16 protein-coding genes are annotated in these 12,908 nt (G+C 65.7%); 7 read left to right on the top strand and 9 right to left on the bottom strand.

Going from position 1 to position 12,908, the window contains the following annotated elements; all coding sequences use genetic code 11:
- Window positions 1-13 precede the first annotated feature (13 nt).
- The 3 genes from ACQR1F_RS05825 to ACQR1F_RS05815 all read right to left on the bottom strand — a co-directional run bounded on the left by ACQR1F_RS05825 (window position 14) and on the right by ACQR1F_RS05815 (window position 1,436).
- On the bottom strand, window positions 14-808 hold the full coding sequence (locus ACQR1F_RS05825) for a DUF72 domain-containing protein (protein ID WP_434912719.1): 795 nt from the start codon (window positions 806-808) through the stop codon (window positions 14-16).
- Window positions 809-903: 95 nt separating this feature from the next.
- Window positions 904-1,110, bottom strand: coding sequence for a hypothetical protein (locus ACQR1F_RS05820; protein WP_315800208.1), 207 nt, complete (start codon window positions 1,108-1,110; stop codon window positions 904-906).
- Between the two features lie 128 nt (window positions 1,111-1,238).
- Complete coding sequence (locus tag ACQR1F_RS05815) at window positions 1,239-1,436, bottom strand: hypothetical protein (protein WP_315755672.1); 198 nt, start codon at window positions 1,434-1,436, stop codon at window positions 1,239-1,241.
- Window positions 1,437-1,727: 291 nt separating this feature from the next.
- On the opposite strand from ACQR1F_RS05815, the gene ACQR1F_RS05810 reads away from it, so the two are divergent.
- From ACQR1F_RS05810 to ACQR1F_RS05785, 6 genes are all read left to right on the top strand, one after another.
- Complete coding sequence (locus ACQR1F_RS05810; RefSeq protein WP_315800207.1) at window positions 1,728-2,579, top strand: 3-hydroxybutyryl-CoA dehydrogenase; 852 nt, start codon at window positions 1,728-1,730, stop codon at window positions 2,577-2,579.
- Window positions 2,580-3,365: 786 nt separating this feature from the next.
- Window positions 3,366-3,662: a copper-binding protein gene (locus ACQR1F_RS05805; RefSeq protein WP_434912664.1), complete on the top strand. Its 297-nt coding sequence runs from the start codon at window positions 3,366-3,368 to the stop codon at window positions 3,660-3,662.
- Between the two features lie 80 nt (window positions 3,663-3,742).
- Window positions 3,743-4,522, top strand: coding sequence for a DUF2066 domain-containing protein (locus ACQR1F_RS05800; protein WP_434912663.1), 780 nt, complete (start codon window positions 3,743-3,745; stop codon window positions 4,520-4,522).
- Window positions 4,523-4,634: 112 nt separating this feature from the next.
- Window positions 4,635-5,462 (top strand): SH3 domain-containing protein, encoded by an 828-nt coding sequence (locus ACQR1F_RS05795; protein WP_434912662.1) that lies wholly within the window; start codon window positions 4,635-4,637, stop codon window positions 5,460-5,462.
- A 134-nt stretch (window positions 5,463-5,596) separates the two neighbouring features.
- Window positions 5,597-6,319, top strand: coding sequence for a DUF3750 domain-containing protein (locus tag ACQR1F_RS05790; RefSeq protein WP_315800438.1), 723 nt, complete (start codon window positions 5,597-5,599; stop codon window positions 6,317-6,319).
- Between the two features lie 117 nt (window positions 6,320-6,436).
- Window positions 6,437-6,868 (top strand): Rieske (2Fe-2S) protein, encoded by a 432-nt coding sequence (locus ACQR1F_RS05785; protein ID WP_315800204.1) that lies wholly within the window; start codon window positions 6,437-6,439, stop codon window positions 6,866-6,868.
- A 26-nt stretch (window positions 6,869-6,894) separates the two neighbouring features.
- Here ACQR1F_RS05785 and ACQR1F_RS05780 read toward each other — a convergent pair whose 3' ends face one another.
- The 6 genes from ACQR1F_RS05780 to ACQR1F_RS05755 all read right to left on the bottom strand — a co-directional run bounded on the left by ACQR1F_RS05780 (window position 6,895) and on the right by ACQR1F_RS05755 (window position 10,021).
- Window positions 6,895-7,125: an FmdB family zinc ribbon protein gene (locus ACQR1F_RS05780; RefSeq protein WP_316180817.1), complete on the bottom strand. Its 231-nt coding sequence runs from the start codon at window positions 7,123-7,125 to the stop codon at window positions 6,895-6,897.
- 224 nt (window positions 7,126-7,349) lie between these two features.
- Window positions 7,350-7,565 carry a hypothetical protein gene (locus ACQR1F_RS05775; RefSeq protein ID WP_316215681.1) on the bottom strand — a complete coding sequence of 72 codons (216 nt, stop codon included), beginning with the start codon at window positions 7,563-7,565 and terminating at the stop codon, window positions 7,350-7,352.
- Between the two features lie 478 nt (window positions 7,566-8,043).
- Window positions 8,044-8,235, bottom strand: a complete 192-nt coding sequence (locus tag ACQR1F_RS05770) for a hypothetical protein (protein WP_434912661.1) — start codon at window positions 8,233-8,235, stop codon at window positions 8,044-8,046.
- A 63-nt stretch (window positions 8,236-8,298) separates the two neighbouring features.
- The gene (locus tag ACQR1F_RS05765; RefSeq protein WP_316215682.1) at window positions 8,299-8,649 is read right to left on the bottom strand and encodes a zinc ribbon domain-containing protein YjdM; all 351 of its coding nucleotides are present in this window, start codon (window positions 8,647-8,649) and stop codon (window positions 8,299-8,301) included.
- Between the two features lie 124 nt (window positions 8,650-8,773).
- The gene (locus tag ACQR1F_RS05760; RefSeq protein ID WP_315712263.1) at window positions 8,774-9,058 is read right to left on the bottom strand and encodes a DUF2312 domain-containing protein; all 285 of its coding nucleotides are present in this window, start codon (window positions 9,056-9,058) and stop codon (window positions 8,774-8,776) included.
- A 147-nt stretch (window positions 9,059-9,205) separates the two neighbouring features.
- Window positions 9,206-10,021 carry a transglycosylase SLT domain-containing protein gene (locus tag ACQR1F_RS05755; RefSeq protein ID WP_434912660.1) on the bottom strand — a complete coding sequence of 272 codons (816 nt, stop codon included), beginning with the start codon at window positions 10,019-10,021 and terminating at the stop codon, window positions 9,206-9,208.
- 128 nt (window positions 10,022-10,149) lie between these two features.
- On the opposite strand from ACQR1F_RS05755, the gene ACQR1F_RS05750 reads away from it, so the two are divergent.
- Window positions 10,150-12,219, top strand: coding sequence for a methyl-accepting chemotaxis protein (locus ACQR1F_RS05750; RefSeq protein ID WP_434912659.1), 2,070 nt, complete (start codon window positions 10,150-10,152; stop codon window positions 12,217-12,219).
- Window positions 12,220-12,908 lie beyond the last annotated feature (689 nt).

Below are 12,908 nucleotides of genomic sequence, written 5' to 3'. Positions count from 1 at the left end.
GTTGGTTGCAGACCTAAACCGAGAGATGTGCACGATGTCCCGACGAACTGGCGCGCGCGGCGCGGCGTGCCTGGTGAGAAGATGCCGCGAGCAGCCGGCGTAGCCGCAGAGCGTCGGCGGGCGCCGCGCTCTTCTGGTCGTTGTCGAAATAGACGTAGACGTCGATGCCGTGCGACGCCCAGGCGCGAATGCGCTTGGCCCAGGCTTCGAGTGTCGCGTCCGGATAGTTGTCCTTGTAGCGGCCGCCCGGGCCATGGCCGCGCACATAGACGAAATCGGCCGTCCGCATCCACGGCGCCGGCGCGTCGTGATGGTCCGACAGGCAGAGCGAGATGTTCGCGTCCCTCAGCAGGCGCATGATCGCCGGTGTGTACCAGCTCGGGTGACGGAATTCGAAGCTGTAGCGCCGGTGCGTCGGCAGCAGCGGGAGAAACGACTCGAGCCGTTCTCGATTCGCTTCGAATTGCGGCGGCAGCTGGAACAGCACGGGGCCAGCCTTGTCGCCGAGCAGCGACAGCCGGCTCTCCATCAGCGCGATGCTGTTGACCGAGCGCGCAGAGAGGCGCTTCCAATGCGTGATGAACTTGGAGGCCTTCCAGGCGAAAACGAAATCGGGCCCGGTCTGATCGCGCCAGCCACGGACGGCAGCTTCCGTCGGCGTCCTGTAGAACACGCCATTCAGCTCCGTGGTCTCGAACTGGCTGGCGTAGTAGGGCAGCTGATGTCTGATCAGCAGTCCCGGCGGAAAGAACGCGCCGCGCCAGGACCCGTAGTGCCATCCCGATGTGCCGATCACGACCCGGGCCATCATCGTCCTCTCGCCGAGACCAGACCTCGAAAGCAAAGCGTCGTGAGGGCGTTCGGGTTCCTTTCAAAGCCGCAGCAGACGATACGGCGCGCGCTCTAGCGCTCGGCGGCGTGCAGCACCGGTGCGCTCAACAGCTCGTTGATATGCGCCGCCGTCTCCGCCTGCATCGCCTTCTTCAGCATGATGTCGCGCTCGGGGCCTACGGGAAGACGTGCTGCCGCTTCGCGGGCAGCTGTTGCAGCCTGCTGCAGCCGCTGGCCGAACGACACTGTCTGCTTACGCCGGTTCCGGGTGACGCTCATGGCGAACTCCTGTTGCTTCAAACAGGAGTCTGCGAGCCTGTCGGCCTTGTGTCGCTAACACACGTTAGCGTGCAGTTCACTATCCCTGGAGGTCCTGTTGGAACAAGACGACAGCGTCGTGGTGCTGATTAGTTGTTCGATCGATCTGGGTCATTGCCCGGAACGCTGAGATGCACCTCGTGGCCTTGCTTGATGGCCAGCGTCGCGGCTGATGCAGCGGATTCGAACGCAGCCTCCTTGGTCGCGTAGTCGCCATGGGCGTTGCCGTCATGCAGAACGCTCCAATGATCGTCGACCGCGACGATGGCGTATTGAGCCAGTCCCATGTCCTCCTCCATTCTTCGCGTCATTGGGTCGAAACGCTCGGGGACGCCCGATGCCGTGCCGCGGGCGCGACTCGTCTCGGCGGGCACGAGACCAACCAGAGCAGGTTGCATCCGTTCCTGTGCATGCGGACCAGCCCTGGCCGGATGCGCCCGCTTCCCGATGCCGGCGAACCGCGGGGCAGCCGGCCCGTTCTCAGCCCTTGCGTTGGGTCTACCCCGCGGGCCGATAGCCTGTTAAGCAACGGCGCAGGACGGGGCGGTCCCCGCGGAAGAGACTGAGAGGAAGCGGCAATGATTCAGACGGTCGGCATCATCGGAGCAGGCACCATGGGCAACGGCATCGCGCAGGTTTGCGCGGCCGCGGGCGTGCCGGTCGTCATGGTCGACATCTCCGAGCAGGCGGTGGCGCGCGGGCTCGCCACGGTGGGCTCCAGCCTCGATCGCCTGGTCAAGAAGGAGAAAATGACGGCCGCCGACAAGGACAAGGCGCTGTCGCTGATCACCGGCACTGCCGACAAGGCGAAGCTGTCGAGCTGCGACCTCGTCATCGAGGCCGCCACGGAGAACGAGGAGCTGAAGCTCAAGATCCTCAAGGACCTCTGTGCCGGCCTGAAGCCCGAGGCGCTGATCGCGACCAACACCTCCTCGATCTCGATCACCAAGCTGGCCACCGCCACCGATCGGCCCGACCGGTTCATCGGCATGCACTTCTTCAATCCGGTGCCGATGATGGCGCTGCTCGAGCTGATCCGCGGCCTGCAGACCTCGGATGCGACCCATGCGGCCGCCGCCGATTTCGCCAAGCGGATCGGCAAGGTCGCGATCACCGCGAAGAACAGCCCGGGCTTTGCCGTGAACCGCATCCTGTGCCCGATGATCAACGAGGCGATCTTCGCGTATTCGGAAGGCATTGCGACCGCGGCGGACATCGACGAGGGCATGAAGCTCGGCTGCAATCATCCCATCGGTCCGCTGGCGCTGGCCGATCTGATCGGTCTCGACACGATGCTGTCGGTGATGGAGGTGTTCTACAATGGCTTCAACGATCCGAAGTATCGGCCGGCGCCGTTGCTGAAGGAAATGGTGGCCGCAGGCCAGCTCGGCCGCAAGACCGGCAAGGGCTTCTACGACTACGGCAAGTAGCTGCGGCCAAGTAGCTACAGCCAAGTAGCTACGGCATTGTGCGACGCGAGCGGCGGGTGGCCTATGCGCCCGCCGTGCCTCGGTTGACGATCGACTACGCGGACGACGGATTGGCTGACGACGGATTGCGTTGACGATGGATTGCGTTTGGAGGCGCGTGGGAGGACCACAGAACCACAGCTCCCCAAATGAGAGCTGCCGAGTTCGCACTGATCCGATGATCCAGATTCACGGCACAGCGCCGGGTGGGCAAGGGGCCATGCCTCGCTGATGCAGCCCACAAAGCCGCGACCCGGCGTGCCGTTCGTGATTTGCCGCTATGCGATGGTCCGAGCGATTACCGTCGCACTCAGCGGGCCTGGTACGGAGGTGGAGTCATTGAACCTCCCTGCAATCAGATGGATCGTCGTCGTTCCAACATCATCGGCACCCTGAACGGCTACCGCAATGGACGACAGCAATGATCGTCCTCCCGGCGGCCGGCGCTGTCAAGGCGCAACATGACGCATTGATGAATTCGACGTGACAGGTCCGGTCGATCCTGCGCGCGCGGAGAGACTCTGGTCCGCCTTGGAGTGATGACAAACCCGTGCAAATCATTACATGAGGGCAGCCGGTCGATGAGGCTATGCGGTTGCGCCTTGCTCGAGCTCGTGTCGTCCGCATCGGCCGACATAAGGATCTGCAGCGGCGATTCACAGAGTGTGGCTCGGGTTGCGGCCTTTCGGGGAACCAAAGAATTCGTGGTGTTTTGTTTGCCGCGAAAAGCAAGGCAGGAGAACAGCGATGAGAGCAGTTGGCATCATTCTGACGACGGTCGCCATGTTTGTGGGAACTCTGCCCGCTCTGGCAGCGGAGCAGGGTACGGCGGGCATGGTCACGGGGATCAACCGTCTCAACGGCACGATCGCGATCAAGCGCATTCCCGATGGAACCGTCGGCGCCAACACGTCCGGAGCAGCCCAGGAGTTCAAGATCAAGGACAACGCCATGATCGAGAACATCCACGCCGGCGATCGCGTGACGTTCTCGACGTCTGACGCCGCCACACCGACGATCGTCAAGCTCGATCGGCAGAAATAGCCGTCATAGCCGGATCGAGGGGCGCGATGAGACAGTGCGGTGCTCTCCGCGGACGGGGCGTATGGCGTCTCGGGCTCTGGATGATGATGGTCGTCGGGAACTGCACTATTGCGACTGCGGCCCCGACCGACCTGTACCAGGCGCAGACGGTCGTGACCGGTCAGGGCGAGGACAATCGTCGGGCGGCCTTTGCAGCATGTCTGGAAGACGTGCTGATCAAGGTGTCCGGTGCATTTCAGCTCAGAAACGATGCAAGGCTCGCACCACTCGAGGCGCGGGCCGCGGAGTTCGTCACCGGCTTCGATTATCACGATCAGATGTCGGGCAAGCCGAAGCATGACGAGCAGGGCACGCGCGACCGTCCATATGACCTGACCGTGTCATTCGATCGCGCGCGGATCGATCAGTTGCTTGCGAGCTTGAACATCAAGCCGTGGCCGGCGCCGCGCCCGTCGATTGCCCTGATTGTGACGATGACGTCGGGCGGTCGTACTTTCTTCGTTGCATCCGACGACCGGAGGTCCGATCTGCAGCGCGACGCGCTGCGCGCAGCGGCTGTCAAGCGTGGGCTCGAGATCGCTCTGCCAAGCGCCTCCGAGGTCTCGAAGGCCGCTATTGAGCGCACCAAGTTGAACGATGTCCAGCCCGCGGCGGTCGCGTCGTGGTTTCCCGGAGCCGATGTCATGCTGTTTGGCGATCTCACCTGGGACGATGCCGAACTGGGCTGGGTCACGCAATGGCGCCTCGATCGCGCCGGCAAGCAGGACCGGTGGCAATTCCGTGGCGTGACGTTCGACGAAGCATTTCGCCGCGGTCTCGGTGGAGCAGCGCAACTCCTCTCCGACAACGGAGCGCCGTGAGGTTGCCGCGATAGTCTGCGACCATCCCTGTAAAGTGGATGCCTGAGCCGCGCATGCGGGCACGAGAGTCTCGCGCCCGAGTTCGCTCCGGCAAACAGACAGGAGGGTGCCCGTGGTGAAACTCAGAACGTGTCTCGTTGCTGCGCTGTTGATTGCCACGCCCGCCTCGCTGGCGGTGGCTGCGCCGGGCCTGGTGCGTACCGCGGCCACCATGCGCGCAGGGCCGGGCCCCGGTTTTCCCGTCGTCGAGCGCATTCCGGCCGGTGCCAGGATCACCATCCATGGCTGCATTCAAGGCGGCGCGTGGTGCGATGTCAGCTTCGGAGGCGAACGCGGCTGGGTCGCGGCGCGGACGCTCGCCTATCTGTATCGTGAGCAGTACGTTGAGCTGCCAGAATATGTCGAGTACGTGCCGACTGTCGGCTTCACGCTGACCACCTATTGGAGCAGCTTCTATTTCGGCCGGCCTTGGTATCATCGGCATGCGTTCTGGAACCGCTACTGGCATCGCCATCCGCCGGTCATGGCGCAAAATCCGCCTCAGCCTGGCATGACCCCGGGGATGCCGGGGCGCGGTCCCGGCGGGGTGATCCAGCCGGGCGCGGTCGCCGGCACAGGCCAACGATCCGGACCGCCTTCGGGCATGCAAGGTCGTGTGCCGCCTGCGACGGCCGCCGGCCCCGCCGCACCTCCGGTCGTGGCTGCTGGTCCCGCGCGAGTTGCAACGCCACCCATGGTGCAGCCGTTGATGAGCCGAAGCAGCGGTGCGCCGCAGAGCGCCCGCGCGCAGATGGGCGGCATGCGCATGATCGGGACTTCGCCGCAAATCGGTTTGGCGCATATCGGGGGCGGCCCCGCCATGGGTGCTGCGCGTGTGGGCGTCAGCGGCCCTCGCGGTGGCGGGCGTTCCGGCCCGGGCGGTGGTTTCCGCCGGCACTGAGTCTTCAGCACTGGCGTGGTGTCCGGATTGTGAAGGCGGCGTGCAGGCCGGCGCTGGCGACGGCGGGTGCGATGACTACATGGATGTCATTCCTCGATGCCTCCCCATTGTTCTCGCCTATCGTGAAAAAGCCCGTGCTCGCTTTCCTGCTGCTCATCTTCGTGCCCATCTCGCTGTCGGCCGCGAACTATCTGCGCGGCGATCGCCGCGGCAGCTGGCAGACCGCGGACCGTTCGAGCGCGGGCCTGCTGCCATCGCCAGCTCAGCATGCCGACGCGGTGGTCCGCGTATTTGCTGCGCGCACGGTGCGTTGGCGTGGCATCTTCGCGGTCCACACTTGGATCGTCGTGAAGGAGAAGGGCGGCCCGCGCTATACCCGCTACGACTACACCGCGTGGGGTGAGCCGATCCGGGTCGATGGCTTCGCGCCCGATGGTCGCTGGTTCGGCGCGTTGCCGGAGACGGTGCTGGCCGTCGACGGCGAAGAAGCCGAGCGGGTGATTCCGAGGATCCGCAGCGTGATCGAGAACTACCGCTTCCGCGCCTATGGCGACTACAATGCCTGGCCGGGACCGAATTCGAACACCTTCGTGCAGGCGGCGCTGCACGCGGTTCCTGAGCTGAACGCCGTGCTGCCGCCGACCGCAATCGGCAAGGACTTCCCTTTTGACGGCTGGTGGGGGCGCACGGCCTCCGGGACCGGTCTGTTCGTATCGCTCGGTGGCTATCTCGGTGTCACCGTCGGCTGGATCGAGGGCGTCGAGCTGAACTTCTTCGGGGGAGTTCTCGGCGTCGATTTGCGCCGGCCGGCGCTGAAATTTCCCGGGATCGGCCGCCTCGGCATGCCACCGGCCTGAGGCCCACGATCTGCCTGTCAGGCACTGGCTGGCATGCTGCTTGCTGCTAGCCTCTTCAGCGCGCCTGCGATGTCGCGGATGCGCCAAAACGCCAAGCGAGGCGAGAAGAGGCGGACGATGAGCACGCTGTTTGCGATCTGCGCGACCTATGAGGTGGACGATGGCGCGGCGCGTGGCTTTGTTCTCCAGCGCCGCGAGCCCGACGGCAGCGCCAAGCCTTGGCCGATCCTGGTCACGCGCAAGGGCAACAACTTCTACGGCTTCGAGAATGCCTGCCCGCATCAGGGCGCCCGCCTCGACAAGCATCCGGGCGAGTTCATGGACGAGGAAGGTAATTTCCTCGTTTGTGGCGAGCATGGTGCCCAGTTCGACCTCGATACCGGACAATGCTTCATTGGGCCCTGTCAGGGCCGGACGTTGTCTGTGGTCGAGCTTGTGATCGACGACGGTGACATCTGCCTCTCCGGGATCGATCTGGACGAGGAGGACGGCCTCGACATCGACGATCCCGAGGATGACGTGCCGGAGGTGCAGATCACATCGGATTGAGGCTGAGCGCCGGCCCCCCGACCGGGTCAGCGTTTCTTCCGTTCAGCGCGGCTGTAGTTGCTGAAGTGCCCCTCGCGTGCTGCCTGGCTGCGCGCGGCCTTGATCAGGCCGGGGCTGCGCGCCGGCGGCGCCGGTAGCGAGGGCAGGCGGGTCAGCTTGCGGCTGCCGCAGGTCGGACAGACAGGCTTTTCAGACATCCCGATCAGCAACTCGACATCCTCTGCGCAGGCAGCGCAATGGAAGCTGTAGAATGGCATGACGTCATCCCTCATTGTCGCGAGGGTGCATTGCACGAAGCGGGCCAGCGCAATTGCGCATCGAATTCGCCGCTTCGGGGCTCGTTTGCATGCGAGCGGCAGCAGTTTTTTGCTGCGGTGTCCCGAATGCGACGCGGCTGGGGTCGAACATTCGACAGCCGTGCAGAGCTCCTCCGTCCGGCCGGCCCCGGATATCCGGTCGCCGGCCGGACGGACAAAGCGGATCAGGCGCTGGTTTTCGGCACGTACTTGCCGGCGACACACTTGTAACTCTGCAGATGCCACTCGTGATAGGGACCCTTGGACATCCAGTCTGCGATTCCGATCTGCGCGCTGACGGCGCAGGATGTCATCGTGATGCCGGACATCTCGCTGTTGGTGACGACCTTCTCCATGCAGAGCTGGCCGTTGCATAGCATTGCGACGAGAGTGACGAGCACGTTGATTCTGCCTCCAAAGAGTGGGACCCGGTCAGGATCGAGAAAGCAGAGTTCATGCCAAGTGATGAATCCAGGTCGTGCTGCTACGGGACGGATTGCTACGGGTGTCACTTCATGGCGACAGAAGCGTGATGGATTCACTGCTTGGATCACGCAGCGTTCGGCAACTGGCCCGTGTTTGCTGCTCGATCATTTGGCGATTTGCTCGTGTTGCGTGGTTCGGCCTGAGTGCCGAGGCTGAGCGGGGCCTATTGCGTCAAATAACAGGCAGCGCCTGCGCAGTCCTGCGGCGCTCGCGGACATTGGCTTCGGGGGCTTCGGGCGGAGTATCGCCGTTCATTGGCTGAATCAGAGTTCGGTTCGCACGGGCGTCCGCAGACGAACCGTCGATCCCCAGGATGATATCCGGCCTGATGCCAGACTTCCGGTGGCGCTGATATAGACGCCCCGACGCCCGGTGCTGGGAGCCTCCGCGTCGTCAGGCCTCGTTCAATCCGGCACCTCGATCGGTCAGGATCTTCTGCCCCTTCGCCGTCAGCTCGTAGATGTCGCCGTCCTTGGCGACATAACCCTCGCGGATCAGTCCATCGAGTTCGTCCTGCCGGCCGGGTGAGAAGGCGATTGCCTGGCCGATATCCGAAAGCGTCGCGATCTGGTCGTCCGTCAGCATGGCCATCCTCCCGTTGTTGATCCGAACGCCATGGCGTCGCGAATGTTCCGGGAGCACGAGGCCCTACGCCTTGCGCACGAACTCCGACTTCAGGTTCATCTGGCCGATGCCGTCGATCTTGCAGGCGATGTTGTGGCCGTCGCTCGCCTCCTGCAGGCGGATGTTGCGCACCTTGGTGCCGCCCTTCACGACGGACGACGATCCCTTCACTTTCAGGTCCTTGATGACGATGACGCTGTCACCGTCGGTCAGAACGTTGCCGTTGGCGTCGCGGATGCTGGCGTCGTCGCCGGCCGCCGCCGCAAGGGCGGCGTCGCCGCTCCATTCATGGCCGCATTCGGGACAGACCCACAGCGCGCCGTCCTGATAGGCGTGCTCGGAGCGGCATTGCGGGCAGGTCATTGCGTCGGTCATCTTATCCTCGGGCGCGGCAGAAGCGTAGCGTTAGAGGCTCGGATGGAACCGGGCAAGGAAAAATCCCGGGGGAGGGCAGCGCGCGGCACGGATCGGCTGCGCGCGCCTTCGTCGGTCGGCAGCGTCACGCCGCCTTGCGCTCGGGGGTCTTGCTGGCCGGCCCGGTCTCGGCCGCTTCCATCGCCCGGAGATAGGTGTCGAGCAGCGTCTCGTGCTCGTCGCGCTCGTCCTGGTCCTGCTTCCTGAGCTTGATGATCTCCTTCAGGATCTTGACGTCGAAGCCTTCGCCCTTGGCCTCGGCGAACACTTCCTTCTTCTGCTCGTTCAGCTCCGCCAATTCGCCATCGAGGTGCTCGATCCGCTCGATGAAGGACCGGATGCGCGCGCCGGGAATGCCGATCTCTGACATGGTGACTCCTGTACTAATGGGACGGAGAAAATGCGCGGCAGTTCGTTGCCAATGTCTTAACGGGCGCGCTTTGCCCACATCAGTGAATCCGACGTGCTTAACGCGGAACCGGGCGGGCTCTCGATGTCGCCGAGCGGGCGCCATGCGCTAGCTCCGCTCCGCCGCCGAGAGCTTCTGAAACTGCTTCTTCATCGCATTGACGCGGCCGAGATAGCCCGCGACCGAATGGTCGCCGCAGCGCTCGCCATCGGCCGGCTTGAAGCCGCGCCGCGCGAATCCGGCCGCCGGCCCGGCGCCGCACAGATGAATGACGGCTGCGAGATCCTGCCGCTGCTGCGCGCTCGGCTTGGCGCCAGGCTGCCGTGCGAGCACGGCGGCGACCTGGCGGTCGAGCGAGATCACCGTCAGCGCCACCGCATGCGCCGGCCATGCGCGGACGTACAGGCTCGGCGACCCGCAGCCGTCGCTGACCACCTCGTGCTCCCGGATGCAGAACCGTGCGGCGTCGGCAAAGGCGCCGTCGGTCATCTGGAACAAGCCGACGGCGCTGGAAGCCGGCTGATACAGCGCGAACGGATTCCACGCGAGGCGCCAGCGCCAATAGGTGCGCGCCACCGGATTGCCCGAGCTCTCGGTCTGCGCCAGGGCGGCGAGCAGCTCCGGCGTGATCGATCCTGTCGAGCTCTCACGGAACAGCGCGCCATATTGGCGCCACGTCTCCTCCGGCTCCTTGTCGAGCGAATGACCGGTCACCACGAACAGCTCGGTCGGCTTGCGCAGGACGTGATAGGCCAGATTGACCAGCGCGAAGGTCAGGAGCAGCACCAAGGCGCCGCAGGTGATCTTGATCCACCGCGGCGCCGCGCCCACCGTCCGGCCCAGCCGCTGCGCACCGCGCCCTGCGATTCGCTTCGCATCGCGCCGCAGCGCGCGCCAACGTCTGCCGCGTTGCGGCTTGCGCATTTTTTGTTGGCGTGGAGCAGGGGATTTCGGCAACTGATTACCTCGGGCGCCGGTGTGCCGGTCCATGGTTAAGGAAGAATTTGTGCAATCGCGTCATCCTGCCACTTTCTGGTGTGGGGCGGCGCGTGATGAAGAAATCGGTCAGTACTCTGCTGATGGTGCTGTTGTCGGTGCTGGCGGCGGGCATCCTGGTGTCCACGGCGATCCTGATGAGCGGCGCCGCGGGCCGCTATCGCGAGAGCGTCGCGACGGAGCATTTGACCGCGGCCGACAAGGCGATCTTTCAGAACGTCCTGGTCATGCGCGCCCATCGCGGCGACATCCAGAGCGTGCTGCTGAGCGAGGACGATCCGCGCGCCAAGCTCACCGAATATCAGGGCATCGAGGCCAAGGGCTATGACGGCATCGTCGCCGCACTCGCCGGCGTCGACATGCCCGAGCGCGACGACCTGCTGGCCCGGTTGAAATCGAGCTGGGACGCCACGGTTCCGCAGTTCAAGCTGCTGTTCGATGAAGCCGCGAAGCCGCGCGCCGAACGCGTGCTGGCGCATACGCAGGCCTGGTACCAGGCCATGACCAAGACGCTGGACGTCGCCAACGCCGCCTCGCTCGCGGTCTCGAACCGCGCCTGGATGACCGATCCGGCGATCGCCAAGATGGTGCAGGCGCGGCGGCTGGCCTGGCAGGTCCGTGACCGCTACGGCCTGCAGTGCTCGGCGCTGCGTCCCAACATCAACGCCTCCAAGCCGCTCGACGATACCCAGAAGGGCGCGGTCGCGCAATGGCGCGGCACCGTCGCGGCCGGCTGGTCCGGGCTCGACGACCTCTTGGCGGGCGGCGGCAGCACCGCGCTCGCCGGGGCCGTGAAGACCTCGCGCACCGAGGTCGAGGCCGCCCATCAGCGCATGGACCAGCTCACCAAGGGGTTTGACGGCAGCGGCAAGCCGGCGATGCCGGCGCCGGAATGGAACGCGTTCTGCCAGGGCCCGTTCGCCGGCATCATCGCCGTCGGCATGACCGCGCTCGACGGCTCGATCGCGCGCGCCGAGGAGATCAGGACCGCCGCGCTGAGCAGCCTGGTCGTCCAGTCGCTCGCCTTCCTGGCCGCGCTCGTGGTGGCCGGCCTGGCGCTGCGCGCGGTGCGCGTCCGCCTGATGCGCCCGGTCGGCGTCCTGATGCAGGCGATCCAGCGCATCGGCCAGCGCGACTACCAGACCCCGGTGCCGCAGTTCGCTCATGCCGACGAGTTCGGCGCCATGGCTGCCGCCCTCGAGGGCCTGCGCGAGAGCGCCGCCACCGCCGACCGGCTGTCGCGCGAGCGCGAGCTCGACCAGGGCCGCCGGCTGGAGCGCTCGCAGGCGATCGACAGCGCCTGCAAGAGCTTCGACGACACCGTGCAGGCGGTCATCGTCAGCATGGGCAACTCGACCGGCCAGCTCGATTCCAGCGCCGGCGACGTCCGCAAGCTGGTCGACGAGTCCACCGAGCAGACGGCCGCGGTCGCCAGCGCCGCGGAGACCGCGACCAGCAATCTCGAGACCATCGCCGCCGCCACCGAGGAGCTGACCGCATCGGTCTCCGAGATCGCCGCGCAAGTGCAGGCCTCCGCGGCCGATGCGCGCCAGGCGGTGGAGAAGGCCGCGCAGACCAACGCCACCGTCGAGATGCTCGACCGCGCCGCCAACCGCATCGGCGAGGTGGTCAAGATGATCACCGCGATCGCCGCGCAGACCAATCTGCTGGCGCTCAACGCCACCATCGAGGCGGCGCGCGCTGGCGAAGCCGGCCGCGGCTTCGCCGTGGTCGCCGGCGAGGTCAAGAACCTCGCGGCGCAGACGGCGACCGCGACCGACGACATCACCCGCCAGATCGCCGAGATCCAGGCCGCCACCGGCGAGTCGGTCGAGGCGATCCGCGCCATCAGCCACAACATCTCCAGCATCGACGAGAAGATGACGGCGATCGCCGCGGCGGTCGAAGAGCAGCGCGCCGCCACCACCGAGATCTCGCGCAACTTCCAGCATGCCGCCCAGGGCACCCGCGCCGTGACCGACACGATCGGCTCGGTCGCAGCGCTCAACCGCCAGACCGGCAATGCGGGCGCGGCAATGGTCGACTCCGTCCGCCGCATGTCCACCGATGCCGATCGTTTCCGCGTGGCGGTGGAGGGCTTCCTCGGCACCGTGCGCAAGGCCTAGCATCGGCCAAGCGGACGCGATCCCGCGGCGCCGATGGCGCCCGAGCCTTGCCGGTCGTCGGCCCTCTGAAGGGAGAGGGCGCGGGGAATGCCGGGCGCTGGCCGCACCCATGGCCCGCCTGCAGAAGATAAGCAGGCGGCAGTCACCACAGGTTCAGCCGAGGCATCCCGGCATTCCCCGCGCGATGGTTTTCACGCTTATAACGCGATCTCCCCGGTGTCCGGCTTGTAGCCACCGTCGCACGGCGGGATCATCATCACCGCCGCACTTGGCGCCAGCTTCGGGGCGCCAGGACCACGCGTCTTCACGTCCGCAAGCGTGCCGTTCGTCGGCGGGCCTCGAGCCCGCTGCGGCACACCCACAGCCACCGCATCTCCGGCCCACGTCTCGTGACGATCGCGATACGCCCCTCTCGGCGGGCCAGGATGGGCGTAGACAATCATGAATTCAGAAAAATAGAAAGTAATTTATTTTTATCGGAAGGTCTGGACACGACCGATCAGCCTGATGGTGTTGGCGAAATCAGCCGCGAGGCGCAGCAGGATTTCGCCGCGCATGACGCTGTCGGAGGGTGGGCTGGCGGGGCGTGCCGACGAGATCGAGCCGGGCGGGCCTTTGCCCACCCTGCGGCTGCGTCTGCGCGGAGGCGCGTCGCGGAACACATCTCCCATCTGCCGGTTGAAGCTGCT

The sequence above is a fragment of the Bradyrhizobium sp. HKCCYLS3013 genome, assembly GCF_051167615.1.
In the GTDB taxonomy this organism is placed as follows: Bacteria; Pseudomonadota; Alphaproteobacteria; order Rhizobiales; family Xanthobacteraceae; genus Bradyrhizobium.
This window is presented reverse-complemented; position numbering and strand designations above follow the sequence as displayed.

Bases quoted from the DNA above. Each gene is read 5' to 3' on its own strand.
- ACQR1F_RS05780 (WP_316180817.1), bottom strand. From the start codon at position 7,125: ATGCCATTCTACAGCTTCCATTGCGCTGCCTGCGCAGAGGATGTCGAG.
- ACQR1F_RS05805 (WP_434912664.1), top strand. From the start codon at position 3,366: ATGAGAGCAGTTGGCATCATTCTGACGACGGTCGCCATGTTTGTGGGA.
- ACQR1F_RS05810 (WP_315800207.1), top strand. From the start codon at position 1,728: ATGATTCAGACGGTCGGCATCATCGGAGCAGGCACCATGGGCAACGGC.
- ACQR1F_RS05820 (WP_315800208.1), bottom strand. From the start codon at position 1,110: ATGAGCGTCACCCGGAACCGGCGTAAGCAGACAGTGTCGTTCGGCCAG.
- ACQR1F_RS05755 (WP_434912660.1), bottom strand. From the start codon at position 10,021: ATGCGCAAGCCGCAACGCGGCAGACGTTGGCGCGCGCTGCGGCGCGAT.
- ACQR1F_RS05750 (WP_434912659.1), top strand. From the start codon at position 10,150: ATGAAGAAATCGGTCAGTACTCTGCTGATGGTGCTGTTGTCGGTGCTG.
- ACQR1F_RS05815 (WP_315755672.1), bottom strand. From the start codon at position 1,436: ATGGGACTGGCTCAATACGCCATCGTCGCGGTCGACGATCATTGGAGC.
- ACQR1F_RS05825 (WP_434912719.1), bottom strand. From the start codon at position 808: ATGGCCCGGGTCGTGATCGGCACATCGGGATGGCACTACGGGTCCTGG.
- ACQR1F_RS05770 (WP_434912661.1), bottom strand. From the start codon at position 8,235: ATGCTGACGGACGACCAGATCGCGACGCTTTCGGATATCGGCCAGGCA.
- ACQR1F_RS05760 (WP_315712263.1), bottom strand. From the start codon at position 9,058: ATGTCAGAGATCGGCATTCCCGGCGCGCGCATCCGGTCCTTCATCGAG.
- ACQR1F_RS05785 (WP_315800204.1), top strand. From the start codon at position 6,437: ATGAGCACGCTGTTTGCGATCTGCGCGACCTATGAGGTGGACGATGGC.
- ACQR1F_RS05765 (WP_316215682.1), bottom strand. From the start codon at position 8,649: ATGACCGACGCAATGACCTGCCCGCAATGCCGCTCCGAGCACGCCTAT.
- ACQR1F_RS05800 (WP_434912663.1), top strand. From the start codon at position 3,743: ATGATGATGGTCGTCGGGAACTGCACTATTGCGACTGCGGCCCCGACC.